At 74.2% G+C, this 19,807-nt stretch carries 8 protein-coding genes; 1 reads left to right on the top strand and 7 read right to left on the bottom strand.

What is annotated here, in order from left to right; genetic code table 11:
• Window positions 1–121: 121 nt before the first annotated feature.
• Window positions 122–7,570: a type I polyketide synthase gene (locus SCWH03_RS04930; RefSeq protein ID WP_254076565.1), complete on the bottom strand. Its 7,449-nt coding sequence runs from the start codon at window positions 7,568–7,570 to the stop codon at window positions 122–124.
• A 458-nt stretch (window positions 7,571–8,028) separates the two neighbouring features.
• Between SCWH03_RS04930 and hisC the strand changes: the two genes are divergently transcribed.
• On the top strand, window positions 8,029–9,111 hold the full coding sequence (gene hisC / locus SCWH03_RS04925) for a histidinol-phosphate transaminase (protein WP_173262301.1): 1,083 nt from the start codon (window positions 8,029–8,031) through the stop codon (window positions 9,109–9,111).
• Between the two features lie 122 nt (window positions 9,112–9,233).
• On the opposite strand, the gene SCWH03_RS04920 is transcribed toward hisC, so the two are convergent.
• From SCWH03_RS04920 to SCWH03_RS29575, 6 genes are all read right to left on the bottom strand, one after another.
• Window positions 9,234–9,881: an NAD(P)-dependent oxidoreductase gene (locus tag SCWH03_RS04920; protein ID WP_173262298.1), complete on the bottom strand. Its 648-nt coding sequence runs from the start codon at window positions 9,879–9,881 to the stop codon at window positions 9,234–9,236.
• 164 nt (window positions 9,882–10,045) lie between these two features.
• Window positions 10,046–11,269: an MFS transporter gene (locus SCWH03_RS04915; RefSeq protein ID WP_173262295.1), complete on the bottom strand. Its 1,224-nt coding sequence runs from the start codon at window positions 11,267–11,269 to the stop codon at window positions 10,046–10,048.
• Window positions 11,270–11,458: 189 nt separating this feature from the next.
• Window positions 11,459–12,670, bottom strand: a complete 1,212-nt coding sequence (locus SCWH03_RS04910) for a cytochrome P450 (RefSeq protein ID WP_173262292.1) — start codon at window positions 12,668–12,670, stop codon at window positions 11,459–11,461.
• Window positions 12,671–12,729: 59 nt separating this feature from the next.
• On the bottom strand, window positions 12,730–13,677 hold the full coding sequence (locus SCWH03_RS04905; protein WP_173262288.1) for a phosphotransferase enzyme family protein: 948 nt from the start codon (window positions 13,675–13,677) through the stop codon (window positions 12,730–12,732).
• Window positions 13,678–13,881: 204 nt separating this feature from the next.
• The gene (locus tag SCWH03_RS04900) at window positions 13,882–14,112 is read right to left on the bottom strand and encodes a ferredoxin (RefSeq protein ID WP_173262286.1); all 231 of its coding nucleotides are present in this window, start codon (window positions 14,110–14,112) and stop codon (window positions 13,882–13,884) included.
• Between the two features lie 252 nt (window positions 14,113–14,364).
• Window positions 14,365–19,806: a type I polyketide synthase gene (locus SCWH03_RS29575; RefSeq protein WP_308788859.1), complete on the bottom strand. Its 5,442-nt coding sequence runs from the start codon at window positions 19,804–19,806 to the stop codon at window positions 14,365–14,367.
• Window position 19,807: the final 1 nt, after the last annotated feature.

Genomic DNA, 19,807 nt, shown 5'->3' with positions numbered 1-19,807 from the left:
TTCGCGGCCGTCCGCCCGGAACAGGGCGCGACGGGAACAGGTGTGAGGGGCGTGAGGAGCGTGAGGCGTCTGAGAGGCGGAGGGCCGGCGGCGGCCCCGCCCGGGGCCGGTGGGGCCGGCGTCAGATGTCCCCCAACTCGGTGTCGATGAACTGCATCAGTTCGGCGGCGCTGGCCGAGGCGAGCCCGTCCGCCTCGGCGACCGGCCTGGCGTCGAGCGCGGCCAGCCGGTCCAGCAACTCGGCGAGACGGCCGGTCAGGGCCCGGCGGGTGGCGGCGTCGGTGAGCGGCGAAAGCACCCGGTCCCGGAGGTCCTCGACCACCTCCAGCAGCGGCTTCTCGACCGGCGCGGCGCCGGCAGCGCCGAGGTCCAGGTGCCCCAGAAGGTGCTGCGCCAGCGCGTTCGGCGTCGGATGGTCGAAGACCAGCGTGGCGGGGAGCCTGACGCCGATGAGATCGGCGAACCTGTTGCGCAGTTCCACGGACATCAGGGAGTCGAACCCGATCTCCTTGAGCGCACGGTGGGGACGGACCCGCTCGGGTCCCGACTCGCCGATGAGCGCCGCCACATGGGTCTGCACCACCTCGGTGAGGGCGGGGAGCCGCTCGGGCACCGGCAGTGCGGCGAGCCGCTGCGCCACGCCCTCGGTGCGCGGGCCGTCCGGCGGTGAGGTGTGCTCGGGGGCGGCCGCCTCCTGGAACGAGCCGAGCAGCGGACTGGGCCGGGACGCGGTGAACGCGGGCAGGAAGCGCGACCAGGCGATGTCGGCCACCACCGGGTCCCCCGTGCGGTCGGACATGATGCCCTGCTCCATGGCCTGGAGGGCGGCGGGCACCGGCAGCGGGGTCAGCCCGCGCTTGCGCAGCTCCCGCTCGTCGCGCTCGGTCAGCATGCCGCCGCCCGCCCAGGGCCCCCAGGCGAGGGAGACCGCGCGCTTGCCCTGCTCGCGCCGGCGCCGGGCGAGCGCGTCGAGGCAGGCGTTGCCGGCGGCGTACCCGGCCTGGTCCGCGGCGCCCCAGATGCCGGAGATGGAGGAGAACAGGACGAAGTCGTCGAGTTCCGGCAGCAGTTCGTCGAGCAGCAGGGCACCTTCGACCTTGGCCGCCATCTGGGCCGCCAGCTCCTCGGCCCCGGTCTTGGCGATCCGCAACGCGCGGACCACGCCCGCGGCATGGACCACGGTGCGTACCGGGGCTCCCTCCGCTGCCAGGGCGCCGATCAGGCCGCTCATCGCGGCACGGTCCGTCACATCGACGGCGACGGCCTCCGCCTCGGCACCGAACGCGGAGAGCTCCGCCAGCAGTTCGGCGGCGCCGGGGGCCGACGGACCCTGGCGGGAGAGGAGGAGGATACGGTCGGCGCTGCCCTGCCCGGCGATCCGGCGGGCGACGTGCCCGCCGAGGCCGCCCGTCCCGCCGGTGATCAGCACGGTGCCCTTGGGCGTCCAGGCACCGGTCCCCGGCGCGGGCGCGGGCGCGGTCACGAGCCTGCGCGCCCACAGCCGCCCCTCGCGCACGGCGAGCTGGTCCTCGGCGCCCTGGCCGTCGGTGCCCTGGCCGTCGGCGCCGGGGGAGGTGGCGCCGCCGGTGAGGATACCGGCGAGGACCTCCCGGGCGGCGTCGTCGATCGGCTCGGGCAGATCCACCAGTCCGCCCCAGCGGTCGGGCAGTTCCAGTCCGGCGACCCGCCCGAGCCCCCAGGCACCCGCCGCCCGCACCTTGGCGGCGGGGTCGTCGGGCGTCCCCACCCCGACGGCGCCGCTGGTGACGCACCACACCGGTCCGGTCGGGTGCCCGGCGACCTCGTGCAGGGCGGCGAGCAGGTCCTCCGCGGCTCCGGCGCCGACCAGCACCCCGTCCGGCGCGGTGGAGCGGTCCCAGGAAGCGGCGGTGAGCGGGTCGTCGAAGAGGGAGCGGAGCGCCGGGGGCACCTCGCCGAGCAGGAGCCAGTTCCCGGGCACCCGGTCGGCCGTGGCGGCCGGCGCCCGCCGCCGCCACGTCTCGGAGAACCACCCGGTGCGTCCGGTCGCCCCCGCCGCTTCCAGCTGTGCGCGCTCGATGGAGCGCAGGACGAGGCCCTCCATCGCGAGGACCGGGGACCCGGTGTCGTCCGCGATCCAGACGGCGGCGGAGTCGGCGTCCGCCCGGATCCGCACCCGCAGCCGCCGGGCGTCCGAGGAGAACAGCGACACACTGCTGAAGGAGAACGGCAGCCGGACCTCGCCGGCCTCGTAGAGGCTGCCGGTGATCGGCAGGGCATGCAGGGCGGCGTCCAGCAGCGCGGGGTGGATACCGAACCCGCGCGGCTGCCGCTCGGGGAGCATGACCTCCGCGAAGAGGTCGCCGTCGCGCTGCCAGAGGGCCTTGGTGCCCCGGAAGGCCGGGCCGTACTCGTAGCCGCGGGCCGCGAGTTCCTCGTAGAACGAGCGGCCGACGAGCTGCCGCGCACCCGCCGGAGGCCAGACCCCGCCGGTCCAGTCGCCTTCGCCGAAGCCCGCGGTGCCGGCGGTCCGCGCCGCGAGGAGGCCGGTGGCGTGCAGCGTCCAGTCGCCGCCGGCCTCCCTGGTGCGGATCTGCAGTTCGCGCTCGGTGTTTCGGCCCGGCCCCACCCACACCTGGAGGTCGCGGGGCTTGCCGTCGGCGAACACCATCGGTGCGCGCAGGACGAGTTCGTCGACCGACCCGGCGCCGGCCGCGCGGGCCGCTTCGAGCGCGAGCTCGACGAAGCCCGTGCCGGGCAGCAGCACCGTGCCCATGACGACGTGGTGCGACAGCCACGGATCGCTGCCGGGCGCCGGCCTGCCGGACAGCAGCAGGCCGCCGTCACCCGGCAGATCCGTCCGCGAGGTGAGCATCGGGTGCGGCTGCGGATCCGCTCCCGCGGCACCGGCGGCGGCGTCGGACGCGGAGTCCCAGTAGCGCTGCCGCTGGAAGGCGTACGTGGGCAGGTCGGCGCGGGGGGCGGGCGGCAGGAGCGCGGCCCAGTCCACGTGGGCGCCATGGGCGTGGGCCAGGCCCAGCGCGGTGAGGACGGTGCGCGTCTCGCACCGGTCGCGCCGGGCACTGGCCAGGACGGGGTGACCGGTCTCGACCAGCGGGGCCAGGGCGGCGTCCGGGCCGACCTCGATCAGGACGTCGGCGTCGGCGAGCTGCCCCACGGCGTCGCCGAACCGTACGGCGCGGCGCACGTGCTCGACCCAGTAGGCGGCGGTGCCGACGGGGTGGGCGGTGTCGGCGGTGGCCGTGAGCGGGACCGTCGGCGGCCGGAAGCGCAGTTCCTCCACGACCGAGCGGAACTCGTCGAGGATCGGCTCCATGAGCGGTGAGTGGAAGGCATGGTCCACCCGGAGCCCGGCGACCCGCCGGCCGCGTGCACGCCAGGTCCTGCCCACGCGTGCCACCTCCTCGCGGGCGCCGGAGACGACGACCGCGGCGGGCCCGTTGACCGCGGCGATGGCGACGAGCGCGGGATCGCCCAGTGTGGCCGCCACCTCCTCCTCGCCCGCGGCGACGGCGAGCATGGTGCCCCCGCCGGGCAGGGACTGCATCAGCCGGCCCCGGGCCACCACCAGCCGCGCCGCGTCCGCCACCGTCAGCACCCCGGCGACGGCGGCGGCGGCGATCTCCCCCACCGAGTGGCCCACGACCGCCGTGAACGACACGCCCCAGGACCGCCACAGCCGGGCCAGTGCCACCTCGAACGCGAACAGCGCGGGCTGGGCGAACTCCGTCCTGCCCAGCAGTTCCGGATCGTCGGACCACATCACCTCCCGCAGTCCGCGTCCGAGTAGCGGATCGAGGTGGCCGCACACCTCCGCCAGTGCCTCCTCGAACACCGGGAACTCCTGCGCCAGCTGACGGCCCATCCCGGTGCGCTGGGAGCCCTGGCCGGAGAACACGGCCGCCACCCGGCCGGATCCGGCGGGCACCGGGGAGACGTCGGCGAGAGCGGCCAGGACCTCCTCCCGGTCGCCCGTGACCGCGGCACGGTGCTCGAACGCCGTGCGGCGCGTGGCCAGTTCCCGGGCGACGTGCGCCAGCGGCAGATCCGGGTGCGACGCGAGGTGCTCGCGCAGCGCCCGCGCCTGCCCGCGTACGGCGTCCGGGGTCTTGCCGGAGAGCACCAGCGGCACCGCCACCTCGGCCCAGCCGGCGGCGGGCCCCGCCCCTTCGGAGGTCCCGGGAGTCTCAGGGGCGCACTCCTCCAGGATGATGTGCGCGTTCGTCCCGCTGATCCCGAAGGCGGACACACCGGCCCGGCGGGGGCGGCCGTCGGCACGTTCCCACGCGCGCTCCTCGGCCAGCGGCTCGACCATCCCCGACGACCACTCCACGTCCGTCGCCGGATGGTCCGCGTACAGGCTGCGCGGCATCACACCGTGCCGCAGCGCCTGCACCATCTTCACCACCCCGGCCACCCCGGCCGCCGCCTGCGTGTGCCCGAGGTTCGACTTCAGGGAGCCGATGTACAGGGGCCGCCCGGCGGGACGGCCGCTCCCGTACGCCGCGATCAGCGCCTGGGCCTCGATGGGGTCGCCGAGCCGCGTTCCGGTGCCGTGCGCCTCCACCACGTCGATGTCGGCGGCGCGGAGCCCGGCACTGTCCAGCGCGGCCCGGATCACCCGCTGCTGGGCGGGGCCGCTGGGCGCGGTGAGGCCGTTGGAGGCACCGTCCTGGTTGACGGCGCTCCCCCTGACCACCGCCAGCACGTCATGGCCCAGTCGCCGTGCGTCGGACAGCCGCTCCACCACCAGCACGGCCACGCCCTCCGCCATGCCGAAGCCGTCGGCATCGGCGGAGAACGGCTTGGAACGGCCGTCGGGCGCGAGCGCGCGGAGCCTGCTGAACTCGATGAACAGTCCGGGCTCCGCCATCACCGTCGCCCCGCCGACCAGCGCCAGGTCGCTCTCGCCGCGGCGCAGCGACTGACCCGCCAGGTGCAGCGCCACCAGGGAGGACGAGCAGGCCGTGTCGAGGGTGAGGGCGGGACCCTCCAGGCCCAGGACGTAGGACAGCCGGCCGGAGACCACGCTGGAGGCGGTACCCGTCATCACATAGCCCTCCAGGTCGGGCCGCGCCTGGTGCAGCGGCCGGCCGTAGGGCAGGCTCATGACGCCGGTGAAGACACCGGTCCGGCTGCCCCGCAGGGCCGCACCGTCGATTCCGCCGCGCTCCAGCGCCTCCCACGACGTCTCGAGCAGCAGCCGCTGCTGCGGGTCCATCGCCCGTGCCTCACGGGAGGAGACGCCGAAGAAGGCGGCGTCGAACTCGGCCACGCCGTCGAGCAGAGCGGCTTCGCGCTGGTACGAGGTGCCCGGCCGCGAGGCGTCGGCGTCGTAGAGCGCGGTGAGGTCCCAGCCGCGGTCGGGCGGGAAGGCCGCGACCGCGTCCCGGCCTTCGCGCACCAGCTGCCACAACGCGTCCGGGGATCTGACACCGCCGGGGAGCCGGCAGGCCATGCCGACGATGGCGAGCGGCTCGTCGGGGTCGGCCGGCGCCGTCGCGGCCGGGGCCGGCGCCGGTGCGTCGCCGCCGAGCACCGCTCGCACCAGTTCCTGCGCCAGCGCGCGCGGTGTGGGGTGGTCGAACAGGGTCGTCACGGGCAGCCGCAGCCCGGTCACCTCGACTATCCGGTTGCGGATCCGCAGGGCGCCCGCGGAGTCCACCCCCAGCGACCGGAACGCCTCGTCCGCGTCGATGGCCGTCGCCGACGGCTCGATCTGCGCGGCCACGGCGTCCGTCACCAGGCGGATGGCCTCGTCGACGCGTTGTGCCGGGGTGCACCCCAGCAGCCGCTCGCGCAGCCCCGAGCCGGGCCCGGCTCCCCCGCCGGCGGCGTCCGCCGCGTCCAGGTCGAGCCGGTAGCAAGGGAGCGTGACCCGGCGGGCCCCGGGCAGGACGCTGCTCCAGTCGGGGGCGGCGCCGTGCAGGTGCGCCTCGGCCAGGGCGCGCAGATAGCGGTCGCGGCCGGCGTCGTCGCGCCGCATCGTGTCGAGGACGGCGACGTCGTGGCCGAGGTGCGCGGCGGTCTCCTCGATCGGCAGGGTGAGCACCGGGTGCGGGCTCATCTCCACGAACACCCGGTGGCCCCGGCCGAGCAGTTCCTCGACGACCTGCTGGAACCGGGCGGGCTCGCGGAGGCTGAGGAACCAGTGCTCGGCATCCAGGCTGCCGGTGTCGAGCGGTTCGGTCGTGGTCGACGTGTACACGGGTATCCCGGTGGCGCGCGGCCGTACCGCGGCGGCCTCCCGTACGAGGTACTCGTGGGCGGGCTCCATGCGCCACGAGTGCCCGGCGATCCCGATGGGCAGCAGTGCCGCCCGCACGTCGGTGGCGCGCAGCCGCTCCAGCAGGGCGGCCGCGGACTCGGTGGTGCCCGCGACGACCGTCGAGCCGGGGCCGTTGACGACCGCGATGTCCAGGTCCAGACCCCACTCGGCGACCAGCGCGGTGACCTGCGCGGCGGGGAGGGCCACGGCGACCATCTCCCCGTTGCCCTGGAGCCGCGCCAGCGCCCTGCTGACGGCGGCGACCAGCCGTGCGCCGTCCGCCACGGTGAGCGCTCCGGCGGCGGTCACCGCCGCGATCTCGCCGAAGCTGTGGCCCACGACCGCCGCGGGCGTGACGCCGTTCGACCGCCACAGCTCCGCGAGCGAGACCATGACGGCGAACAGGGCCGGCTGGATCACCTCGACCCGCTCCAGTGGGAGGGCCCCGGAGAGCACGTCATCGAGCTCGAAGTCCACGAACGGACGCAACTCCCGTGCGCATTCGGCCAGCTTGTCGCGGAAGACCGGGGCGGTCGCGGCCAGTTCGCGCGCCATCCCCACCCACTGGGCGCCCTGGCCGGGGAAGACGAACACCGGTGACTGCGGCCCACCGCTCCCGGCCCGCACCGCCGCGTCGCCCGGCCGGCCCTCGGCCACCGCGCGGAGAGCCGCGACGACGGCGTCCCGGCCGGGCGCGGCGACCATCGCCCGGTGCGGCCAGAGCGTGCGGGCCGTGGCCTGGGTGAAGGCGGCGTCGGCCACGGAGATGTCCGCACGCTCCTGGAGATGGGCCGCCAGACGGCCGGCGTGCGCGCGCAGACCGGCCTCGGTACGGCCGGACAGCAGCAACGGGACGGTGCCGGCAGCCGTGGCGTCCGGGGCGCTCGTGCGGTCCCGGGGCCTGAGTGCGCACAACTGCGCCGCACGCTCCCCGGCGTCTTCGCAGAGCGGGCCGTAGTGCTCGGCAGCGGCCGTCTCCAGAGCCAGCGCCACCGCCACGCCTGCGGTCCCGTCGTGGACGACGACCAGCGCGGGGCGATCCTCGCGCAGACAGGTCGCTGCGGCCGTGAAGACCGGACCGGAGTCCCCATGGGCACGCACGGTCACACCGGGGACGTCGCCCCAGTCCGGCCGCTCCTCCTCGTCCGCCCGTGCCAGAAGAACGACCACACGGCTGCAGGCGGACGGGACCACGTGGGCGTCCTCGATCGCGGCCCAGAGCGCCGACGGCACCGAATCGACGCCTGATTCCTCCCGGCGGCCCACACCCCTGACGACGACGCGCTGCATTCCTGCTGTCATACCGGACAACCCAAGCGAGAGGAGCCCGGCCACAACACCCCCTATCACCCCCGAATATGGTGCCCGGGGCCGCGGTGTGCCGATTCGGCGGCGCGGGAATGCCCTGCCGGGAAATCACTCGAGCCGAGGCGCGAATTCCGGCGCAGGCCGGAAAGTGCGGCCGGCGGGGCGCGGTGTGAGGGGGGAATAGGGGGTTGCCCGGCAGCGAAGCCGACCGGCAGGTTGTCAGCGGGGTCTGACGATACCGCTGCCGGGACGGAGCGAAGTGAAGAACGTACGGCCGGCGGCACCGGACGCCGCCGGCCGCCCGCCGTGCCACCCTGTGCGGGCCGAATCCTCGACCGCCCGCGACTCCGGCTTGCCGATATCCGGTTTCCGTTGTGCCAACGCATTCCCCTGGCCAGCGCCCCTAGGTGTCCTCCGCTCCATCCGATCTCAGGGAAGGTGTGTGTTCTGATATGCCAGGACCACGGCCGCGTCCGGAATTGCACTCCATCGCCGCGCACGCGGCCGGCCGCTCGGCAGGCGTGCCCGCTGAGGAATTCACACATCTGCTCGCGGCGAACGAGAACCCCTACGATCCGCTGCCCGGTGTCCTGGACGCGGCGACCGCGGCCGCCAGGCGGCTCAACCGCTACCCGGATATCGGCTGCGCACGACTGATAGCGGCACTGGCGCACACGTGTGACCTGCCGCCCACCCGATTCGCCGCGGGCGCGGGGTCGGTGGGCGTGATCCAGTCGCTCATCCAGGCGATGGCCGCCCCGGGGGACGAAGTGATGCACGCCTGGCGGTCGTTCGAGGCCTATCCCGTCATCGCCAAGGCCATCTGCGGCGCGATGCCGGTCGCGGTTCCGCTGACCGACGACGGCTGCCACGACCTCGACGCCATGGCGGAGCGGGTCACCGCACGGACCCGGCTGATATTCCTCTGCACCCCCAACAACCCCACCGGCACGGCGGTGGGCCGCGACGCACTGGCGGAGTTCCTCGCCCGCGTTCCCGAGGACGTGCTGGTCGTCCTGGACGAGGCCTACGCCGAGTTCGTGTCCGACAAGGACGCGGCGGACGGCCTCACCGTATGCCGCGAGCACCCCAATGTCGCCGTGGTGCGGACCTTCTCCAAGGCATTCGGCCTCGCCGGATTGAGGATCGGCTTCGCCGTCGCCCCGGAGGCCGTCGCGGCGGCACTGCGCACGATGGCGCCCTACGGGGTCAGCCGGATCGGGCAGGAGGCGGCCATCGCCTCCCTGGCCGCGACGGACGACGTCATGAAGCGGGTCGACCTGGTCGTCGCCGAGCGGCACCGGATGGAGGACGCCCTCGCCGCGCGGGGCTTTCCGGTCGCTCGCTCCCAGGCCAACTTCCTCTGGCTCCCGCTGCGCGAACGCAGCGCGGAGTTCGCCGGCGTCTGCGCCCGGGCCGGGATCGGGGTGCGGGTGCTTGCCGGGGACGGGGTCCGGGTCACTGTGGGCGCCCGGGAGTCCAATGACCACTTTCTGGCCACGGCGGCGAACTTCCCGCTGGAGCCCGGCCGGTAGTGCCGCACCGGGCGGCGCCTGCCCCGTCGCGTCCGACGGGCGGACCCTGCCTGACGCGGCACCGGCCGATCTCTGCGTGAGCCGGGCGTGCCGGGCGTACCGTCGGGCTCCCGGCAGCGGGATCACACGCGAAACGCGTGCTCGATGGGTGTCGGTCCGGTCGTGGCGTGCCACACCCCTGTGATCCCCTGCGTCAGCACGGTACGGACGGCCTCGGCGCAGTCGCCGCGGGAGATCTCGTCGCCGGCCGCCGGAACGCCGTCGGGGCGTACCCGCACGGTTCCCAGCGGGGGATCGTCGGTCAGCATGCCGGGGCGCAGCACGCACCAGTCCAGGTCCTGCTCCCGCACCACCTGTTCGGCGGCGCGCTTCTCGGCCAGGTAGGCGCCGAGCCGGCCGCCGAGGGCGGCGCGGTCCCGGGCGCCGGGCAGAAGCGCGCTCACCATGACGAACCTGCGGACGCCGCAGTCCCCGACCGCGGCGCACAACTGGGCCGCCGGCGCGGTCACCGCCGCACCGAGCGAGCCGGGTCCGGTGCCGGTGCCGGCCGCCAGCACGACGGCGTCCGCGCCGCGCAGGGCCCGCTTCAGCTGCCCGTCGAGGTCGGATCCGTCGGTGTCGAGCACGAACGGTTCGATGCGGGCGGCCCGCATGCGTACGGCGTCGCTGTCCCGCAGGGCCAGTCCGACCGGCGTGTCCCCGCCGGCCAGCAGGCAGGACGCGAGCCGTCCGCCGAGGCCGGTGGTCACTCCGAGGACGGCGACCCGCATTGCGCTCACCCCCGAGCCCCGGCGTCCGCCGCGGACGGAGGGATGCGGACGGTCGGGGACGGCGGCAGCAGGGCGTGCGGCGACGGCAGGGCGGCGCACGCCGCCGGTGGACGGCACATCGGTGGGCTCCAGTCGGACGGTCGGGGATGTCGTGCCCGGGGCGCTCAGCGCACCGAGGTCACGCGGTAGATCAGCAGGCCGCTGACGAGGCTGGTGAACCCGGCCAGTGCGAACAGGACCTGGTATCCGCCCAGCGAGCTGATGACCAGACTGGCCAGCAGCGGCCCCAGGGTCTGCGGCCCGAACAGGCCGATGTTCATGATTCCCAGGTCCCGGGCGCGGTTCTCGGCCGCCGGCAGCACCGCCGTGATGATCGCCTGGTCGACGGCCAGGTAGGCGCCGACGCCGACACCGATGAGCGATGTCGCCGCCAGTGCGGTGCCCGTGTTCGGCGCGATCGCGACGACCGCGCAGCCCAGCGCCTGGCCGATCGCGCCGCAGGCCACGAACGCCCGGCGCCGGCCGAGCCGGTCGGACAGCATCCCGCAGACGTAGACCGAGAGCAGCGTCCATCCCAGGTAGACCAGGGTCAGCAGCAGAAGCAGCTGCTCGGGGTGGGCCACCCGCAGCACATCGGTGATGAAGTACAGCTGGAAGCTGGTGGCCAGCGCGTTGGCCAGGTTCATCAGCACCCGGGTGCCGAAGGTCCGGGCGAACGCGGGGTTGCCCCGGAATCCGGCCGCGAACGCGGCCAGGCCCACACCGCCGTCCGGCCGGGTCGCGGGGGTGTCGCGGTGGGTGAGGACGAACGGCGCGGTCAGCACCAGCACGCCCGCCGCGAGCAGCAGGTAGCGCAGCAGGTCGCCCGAGATCGCGGTCAGGCAGAACAGGCCGAGGACCACGCCGACCGTCTGCGGCCCGAACATCGCGCTGGAGACGGTGCCGCGCTGGGCCTCGGGGACCTGGTCGGCGACCAGTGCGGTGAAGCCGACGGTGGCCATGCAGAAGCCGATCGAACACGCCAGCCAGGACAGGCCGATCCCGGTCCAGTCGGACTGCAGGCCGGTGGCGGTCAGGCCGCCCGCGAACAGCGTCGCGCCGCCGGCGACCCAGAGCCGCCGGCGGCCGAACCGGGATCGGGTCCGGTCGCACAGCGTGCCGAACAGCGGCAGCGTGAACAGCGCGACGACGCCGCACACGGCGTTGATGATGCCGAAGTCGGCGATCCGGCCGGCCGGATCGACCCGCGCCAGCTGGTCGGGTATGGCGAACTGCTGCGGCACCAGGTAGGCCATCCACAGCCCGAGCCAGGCCAGGGAGTACCGGCCTATCCAGGCCCGGGGCATGGCCTTGGACCCGGTCCCGGCAGCAAGGGTCTTCTCCGTCATGGCGGTTGTCCTCGGTCGACTCGTCGGGGCCGCGGTCCGGTCGGCGCCCCGGCCGCGCGGGAACGCGCACGGCCCGGGAGGGAGCACCGACGCGACCGGGGGGCGCTCGGGTGCGCCCTGCCGGGGAGCGGCAGCGGACCGGCCGCGCGGGGGCGCGGTGCTTCGGGGACCACCGTCAGCAGCCGTGCCTCACCAGGTGACGGGAAGCTCCCGGACGCCCTGCACATCGAACGTGTTGCGGAAGACCAGCTGGTCGAAGGGGACCGCGAGGCGCAGCCCGGGGATCCGGCGGAACAGGGTGCCGTACACCACCTCCAGCTCCATGCGCGCCAGTTGCTTGCCGATGCACGTGTGGATGCCGGCGCCGAAGCCCAGGTGCTGCCGGGCGTCCCGCCGGACGTCGAGGGTGTCGGGGTCGGTGAAGACCTTCTCGTCCCGGTTGCCCGCACTGATCAGGCAGATGATGCCGTCGCCCGCCTTGATGGTCTCGCCCGCGATCTCGATGTCCTCGGCCGCCACGCGCTTGGACGAGAACTCCGTGACGACCGTGTAGCGCAGGAGTTCCTCGACCGCGGCCGGAACGAGGTCCGGGTCCTCGATCAGCGCCGCCGCCTGCTCGGGATGCTGCAGCAGGGCCAGGATCCCGTTGGTGATCATGCTCCGGGTGGTGTCGAGCGCCGCCGCGATCAGGGTGACCGCCTGGGTGAGCACGGAGTTCCGCGACAGCTCGCCCTTCTGGTAGTAGCCGACCAGGTGGCTGATGATGTCGTCGCCCGGTTCGCTCTCCCGGTGGGTGATCAACTCATCGATGTACGCGAACAGTTCGGCGCGTGCCTCCATGGCGCCCTCCAGCCCGGAGTCCTCGTCGAACAGCCGGGGGACCAGGCTGATGAGGCGCTTGTCGGCCGGGGGCACGCCCAGCACCCATCCCAGCGCGGTGGACGGGACGGGCATGCCGAGCGCCGTCACGAGGTCCGCGGGCCGGGGGCCCGCGAGGATGTCGTCGATCAGCCCGTTGACGAGAGCCTCCACGTCACCACGCATGTTCTGGATCTTCTTGACCAGGAAGCCCTGGCCCAGCATGCGCCGCATGGCGGTGTGCTCGGGCGGGTCCATCCGGCCCACCGGCTTCACACCGCCGGTCAGCACGACGGTCCGCGCCTGCTCGCTCAGCCAGGGATAGCCGGGCTGCGTGTTGTCGACGCTGATGCGCGGGTCGGTGAAGATCGAGCGGATCTCGTCGTACCCGGTGATCAGCCAGACTTCCTTGCCGTCCCACAGCCGCGCCTTCGCGACCGGCCGGTCCGCCCGCAACCGGGCGTATTCGGGGGGCGGGTCCAAGGGGCAGCCCTTCGCCTTGGCCATGGGGAATGCGGGGAGTTCGGACGAGAGCTGCGACATGGGTGTTCCGTCTCCTAGCGTAGGAAGATGAGGAGTTGCCGGTCCGGACGGTGGGGTGCTCACTCGTACTGGCTCAGGAAGCGCTCGCCGTCCTGCTCGGCCGACGCGAGGTTCTTGCGTGCCCGGTCGAGGAGGTTCGCATTGCTGAGGTCGCCGGTGTTGCCGACGTCGTTGCCCACCCAGGCGCGCCGGGCGTAGATCCAGGCCTCCGCGGCCGCACGGAACTTCAGCAGGGCCCCGAGGTAGGGGAGTTCCGACGGGGACACCGGGGACTTCGCCATGTAGCCCCGCAGGAGCGGGCCGACGTCCACGGACCGCTCCAGATAGCTGAGGGCGGTGGCGACATCGAAGAGCAAGGGGCCGTGCATGACTTCGCCCCAGTCGAAGAGCCCCATCGAGTCGGGCTTCACCCGGAACGTGTTCATGCTGGCGTCGGAATGCAGCAGGCCCACCGTGACCTTGCCGGCCACCGTCTCGAACGCCTCGCCCATGGCCTGCTGGATCCATGGCTTGTCCTCGAGGAACGGAGCCTCGTCGACCATCATGACGTCCAGGTGGCCCCATCTGAGGATGTCCGGCGGAGGAGGGGTGCCGACCAGCGCGGTGTGGATGGCTCCCAGCGTCTCGCCGGCCCGGCGCATGTGCACGGGGTCGTTCTCGTCGGCCCGTCCGCCGTCGAGGTGACGCAGCAGTGCCCAGCACCATTCACCGTGGTAGGCGGTGATCTCACCCCGGGCGGTCGGCAGCGGCGCTCCGGTGGGAATGCCGTGCTCCTCCACCACCAGGGCGACCCTGAGGCCGCTGGTGAACTTCGGCCCCTGGGCGGCGGGCACGCACTTGGCGACATACAGCTCCGAGTCGGATCCGACCAGATACGTATAGGAGTGGAAGCCCAGGTCGACCGGATCGCGTTCCCACGGCTGGACCCGTAGATCGTTGCGTCCCCACAGGGAGAGGGGGATCTCGTCGATGAGCGGTTCGGCGGGGAGAGAACTGTTCGCTGCCAATGTCTCCATGCTCCGTGCTCGGTGAGTGAGTATGTCGGTCGGAAATCGGAACCCGGGCCACGAAGCGGATGGTTCGGGAATCCGCGCGCGGCCGTCCGCCGCCTCCCGCAGCGGTGCGGTGCCGTCACGTGGGCATCGCGGCGAGGCCACCTCGACAAACGTGCCTGTCCGCCGCGCTGCCCGACACCCCCTAAGCCCCCTCAATCAGCCGCCGGCCACCCGTGCGGAGGGCTGGTGCAGCAGCCGGATGGCCGCCGCGGGACAGCCGGCCGCGGCCTCCCGCACCCGGTCGAGCAGCTCCGGGGCGGGCGTGTCGGTCAGCACCATGCCGACACCGTCCTCCTCCCGCTGGTCGAACACCTCGGGGGCGGTCAGGACGCACTGCCCCGAGGTGACGCACTTCGATGCGTCGAGGTGCACACGCGCAATCGCCATCTCTGTCTCCTTCTCGTCAGGTACGCGGGCGCCCGGGGCCGCGCGGCCCCCGGCGCCCTGGCCCGGCCGGGAGTTCCCGCACCGTTCGCGCGCCCCCTCGGGCCTTGCTTTCGTCTGCGGCAACTCCCGGGTGGCGGCGCCGCGCTGCCGCGGTGGATCAGTGCGCCGACGGGGAAGCCGCCCTGCCCCGTCGCCGACACGGGGACGCCGGAGACGCCGGGACGCCGGGGCCGGACCGGAGCACAGTGCCGGTCAGAGGGCGTCCAGCCAGTCGTGGACCACGGCCGCGGTGGCGTCCGCGTTCGCCGCCACGATCGTGCAGTGGTCGCCCGGCACCGTCGCGTCGGTGTGCGGCAGCGGCCAGTGCGTACGCCACTCCCCGGTGAGCGGCGGGAGCCCGGGGTCGCCGGGGATGCACTCCTCGGGCCGGACGAACAGCGTCGGTGTGGAGACCGGCTGCGGACGCCAGCCGCGGAACATCCTGCGGTAGGTGCCCAGCGCGGTGATCGTCGTGAAGTTCAGCTTGGTGAACCGCGAGCGCCGCTCGTTCACCTCGTACGTCATCGCCTGGCGCAGCGCCACCGACATGCCGTCGGGGAGATACGTGTCGAGCAGCACCAGCCCCCGGGCCGGTGTGCCGAGCGCTTCCATACGGGCCGCGACGCAGTGCGCGAGCCAGCCGCTCGAGGAGTACCCCAGCAGCGCGAAGGGCGAGCCGGCCGCGCACTGCCTCGCCGACTCGGCCAGGACGTCGATGAGCACCTCGACGCTCGCGGCCAGCGGTTCGCCTTTCAGGAAGCCCGGCACGGCCACCATGCTCAGATCCCGCCGGTCGCGGAAGAAGCTCGCCAGGCGGACGAACTGCAGGGTCTGCTCCACCGGCGCGAAGGGCGGGAAGCTGATGACCGCGGGCCCCCGGCCGCCGGCGGCGAGCCGCACGAAGCGCGTGCCGCCCGGTGCCCCGGCGGCGTCGGAGAAGCGCGCACGCAGGCCGGACGCACTGCCCAGGAGGTCTTCGACCTCCTCCGTCCGGCCCCGCAGCGCGACCTTGCGGTAGACGGCGGCGAAGGACTCGTCGGCCCCGGAGGCAGGATCCCCGTGTTCCCCGTCCGCTGCCCGTGCCGTCCGGTCCGCGCCGTCGAGCCCGGCAGCCAGGAAGTCGCGTACGGCGGCCACCGTGGGGTGGTCGAAGACCAGCATCGCGGGCAGCGAGAGCCCGGTGGCGAGGCCCAGCCTGTTGCGCACCTGCACGGCGGAGAGCGAGTCGAAGCCGAGTTCCACCAGGGGCTGGTCCTGCGCGATCGCGGACGGGTCGGTGTGGCCGAGCACCTCGGTGAGCGTGGCGCGCACCAGGTCGTCCAGGACCGGCCCCCGCTCGGCCGGCGGCAGTCCGGCGAGCCTGCCCCGCAGGTCGCCCCGGTCCGCGGCGGTGGCGCCCGCCTCCTGCGGACGCCGCGCCCGCACCTGCGGAAGCTCCTCCAGCAACGGGCGCCGGCGCGCCGCGCCGTAGCCCGTCATGAACAGGTCCCAGTCCATGTCGGCCACGACCGCCGTGGGCTCGTCGGCGTCCAGAACCCGTTCCAGCGAGGCGAGCGCACCGGATGCGGGCATCGGTATCAACCCGCGCCGCCGGTACTGCTGTTCGGCCTCGGGGGTGACCATGCGGGAGTCCGCCCACACGCCCCATGCGACGGACGTCGCGGCCAGCCCGCGGGCGCGGCGCATCCGGGCGAGGGCGTCGAGGTAGGCGTTGCCCGCCGCGTACCCGGCGTGGCGGCCGCTGCCCCACACCCCGGAGACGGACGAGAAGAGGACGAACAGTTCGGTCTCCGCGTCGCCGAACACCTCGTCGAGCACGGTCGCGCCGGTGATCTTGGCGGAGTAGACGGTCCGGAACTCCTCGAGGCCCATGTCCATCAGCGCGGTGTTCTGGCCGACGCCCGCGGCGTGGAAGACCGCGCGCACCGGTTCGCCGCCGGCCGCGAGTTCGGCCGCCAGCAAGGACATCCGCGCGTGGTCGGCGACATCGGCCGCCACGACGCGGACCCGGGAGCCGGCCTTCTCCAACTCCTCGACGAGTTCGGCGGACCCGGGCGCGCCGGGCCCGCTGCGGGAGAGCAGGACGAAGGAGCACGTTGCGCGCTCGGCGAGCCAGCGGGCCACGTGTGCCCCGAGCGATCCCGTACCACCGGTGATCAGCACCGTGCCGGACGGGTTCCAGGCACGGGCGGCGGGCAGGGCGGGGGCCGGCACCAGCCGGCGCAGCAGCACGCCGCTGTCCCGCAGCGCCACCTGGTCCTCCCGCACGTCGCCCGCGAGGATGCCGGCGAGGCGGCCGGCGGCGCGCTCCCCGAGCCGGGCCGGCAGGTCGAGCAGACCACCCCAGCGGTCGGGATGTTCGAGGGCGGCGACCAGGCCGAGTCCCCAGCACGCCCCCGCGTGGGCGCTGCGCGGCGCTTCGCCGTCGCTCGTGGCCACCCCGCCCTGGGTCAGGCACCACAGGCGGGCGCCGGTTTCCGCGTCGCCGAGTGCCTGCAGGAGGGTCAGCAGCGCGTCCGGATGCGGGGTCAGACCGACGACCCCGGCCAGCATGGGCGCCCCGGCGAGGGCGTCGACCAGGGCGGCCTTCGCCTCCTCGCGGTCGGTCCCGGTCTCCACCAGCACCGTGTCGGCGAGGATCCGCGTCAGGACGCGCAGCGCCGCGGCGGTCTCCTCGCTGTCGTCGCCCGACTGCGCCACCACCAGCCAGGTCCCCGGAACCTGTGCGACCGACCGGGGCTCGGCCACCGGTTGCCAGACGACCCGGTAGCGCCACGAGTCGAGCGTGCTCTGCCACCGCGCCAGGCGGTGCCAGCGGGCCAGCGCCGGGAGCGCCGGGCCGAGTTCGGCCGGTGCGCCCAGGCCGGTGAGGCTCTGCTCGTCCTCCTGCTCGACGGCCGTCCAGAACTGCTCTTCCCGGCTGCTGCGGGCCGCCGGAGGGGCGCCGTCCCGGGCGGTGGGGACGGCCGTGCCGCCGAGCCAGTACGTCCCCCGCTGGAAGGGGTACGTGGGCAGCGGCACCCGCCGTCCGCCGCCCAGCAGGGACGGCCAGTCCAACGCCACCCCGTGGGTGTGCGCCGTGCCCGCCGCCCGGAGGAGGGTGAGCACCTCGGGTGTGTTCCGGCGGGCGGTGGCCAGCGCGGGTCGGTCCGCGCCCAGCAGCGGCGTCAGCGCGGCGTCCGGGCCGAGTTCCAGAAAGAGGTCGACGGCGGGCATCGCCTGGATCGCGTCGGCGAAGCGGACGGCGTGGCGGGCGTGGTCGAGCCAGTAGGCGGCGGACGCGAAGGGGTGTGCGCTGTCGGCCGACGGGCTGACGGGGAGGGCCGGCTCGTGGAAGGCCAGTTCGCCGAGGACGGTCGCGAAGCCGTCGAGCACCGGGTCCATGAGCGGTGAGTGGAAGGCGTGGCCGACCCGCAGCCGGGTGGTGCGGCGGCCCTGTTCACGCCAGTGGTCCGCGATCCGCAGGACGGCTTCCTCGGCACCGGAGACCACGACCGCCTCCGGGCCGTTGACCGCGGCGATCGCGGCCCCGGGCTCACCGGAGGTGAGGAGTTCCACCTCGTCCTCGCTCGCGGCGATCGCGACCATGGCGCCGCCCTTTGGCAGTGCCTGCATCAGCCGGCCCCGCGCCACCGCCATCCGCGCCGCGTCCGGCAGCGACAGGACCCCGGCCACGCACGCCGCGGCGATCTCACCGACCGAGTGCCCCGCCAGCACGGAGAACTCCACGCCCCAGGACTGCCACAGCCGGGCCATCGCCGTCTCGAACGCGAACAGCGCGGGCTGCGCGAACTCCGTGCGCTCCAGCACCTCCGCGGGCTGAGACCACATCACCTCCCGCAGCGAGCGCCCCAGCAGCGGATCGGCCACCGCGCACACCTCGTCCAGCACCGCGGCGAACACCGGGAAACGACCCGCAAGTTCACGCCCCATGCCCGGCCGCTGCGCACCTTGACCGGAGAAGAGGCCCGCCACCCGCCCGGCGCCCGAGAGCACCGGGGCCACGGACGGAAGCGCGTCGAGCAGGGCTTCCCGGGTCTCCCCGACGACGACGGCGCGGTGTGCGAACGCGGTCCGCGTGGTGGCCAACGACCAGGCCACCTCGCCCGGTTCGTCGGCGGGGCGGCGCAGCAGATGGGTGCGCAGCGCCTCCGCCTGGTCCCGCACCGCCTGCTCCGAGCGGCCGGAGAGCAGCAGGGGGACCGGGCCCGCCGGGGCTGCCTCGTGCGCCTCGGGCTCGGCTTCGGCTTCGGCTTCTTCGAGGATGATGTGTGCGTTGGTGCCGCTGATCCCGAAGGAGGAGACCCCGGCCCGGCGCGGGCGCCCCCCGCTGTGCCACGGACGGGATTCGCTCAGCAGCCGGACGGCTCCCGCGCTCCAGTCCACCGCCGTGGTCGGGGTCGCCGCGTGCAGGGTCGGCGGCAGGGTGGTGTGCCGCATGGCCTGCACCGTCTTGATGACGCCCAGCACGCCGGAAGCGGACTGGCTGTGCCCGATGTTCGACTTCAGCGAGCCCAGCCAGAGGGGCGTGGCGGGATCCCGGTCCCGGCCGTAGGTCGCCAGGAGGGCCTGGGCCTCGATCGGGTCGCCGAGTGTCGTGCCGGTGCCGTGCGCCTCCACGGCGTCGATGTCCACCGGCGCCAGTCGCGCGTCGGTCAGGGCGTCGAGGATGACGCGCTGCTGGGACGGGCCGTTCGGGGCGGTCAGGCCGTTGGACGCACCGTCCTGGTTGACCGCGGAACCGCGGATCACGGCCAGGACCCGGTGGCCGTTGCGGCGGGCGTCGGAGAGCCGCTCCAGGACCAGGACGCCGGAGCCCTCGGCCCAGCCGGTGCCGTCGGCGTCGTCGGAGAAGGACTTGCACCGGCCGTCGGCGGCCAGGCCGCCCTGCTTGGTGAACTCGACGAACACACTGGGCGCCGCCATCACCGTCACCCCGCCGGCCAGCGACAGATCGCACTCGCCACGGCGCAGCGACTGGCAGGCGAGGTGCAGCGCCACCAGCGAGGACGAGCAGGCCGTGTCGATGGTCAGCGCCGCCCCCTCCAGGCCGAGCGTGTAGGCGACGCGCCCGGAGACGAGGGAGGTGGTGACGCCGATGATGCTGTGGTCCCCGCCGCCGGTGCCCCGGTCGCCGGCGTACATGTTCCAGCCGTAGCCCTGCGTGCCGGCGCCGATGTGCACCGAGGTGCGGCTGCCGCGGAGGCCGGCGGGGAGGATCCCGGCGTCCTCGAGCGCCTCCCAGGTCGTTTCCAGCAGGAGCCGCTGCTGCGGGTCCATGCCGACCGCCTCACGCGGTGAGATGCCGAAGAACCCCGCGTCGAAGGCGCCCGCGTCGTACACGAAGCCGCCCTCCAGGACCCGGGTGGTGCCGGGCTGTTCGCCCAGCGGGTCGTGGAGCCGCTCGGTGTCCCAGCCGCGGTCGGTGGGAAACGCGCCGATGGCGTCCGTGCCGTCGGCGACCAGTTCCCACAGCTCGGCCGGGTTGCGTGCGCCGCCGGGCAGCCGGCAGCCCATCCCGACGATGGCGACCGGCTCGTTCTCCCCGGCCTCGTACGCGCTGATCCGCTTCTTGGCCTGGCGCAGCTCCGCGGTCAGCTCGGTCAGGAAATGCCGCATCCGTCCGTCGGCGGACGTGCTCTTTTCTTGGGGCACG

Source organism: Streptomyces pacificus, assembly GCF_011766325.1.
GTDB lineage: Bacteria > Actinomycetota > Actinomycetes > Streptomycetales > Streptomycetaceae > Streptomyces > Streptomyces pacificus.
The sequence above is the reverse complement of the archived record's forward strand: the minus strand, read 5'-3'. Positions and strand labels throughout refer to the sequence as shown.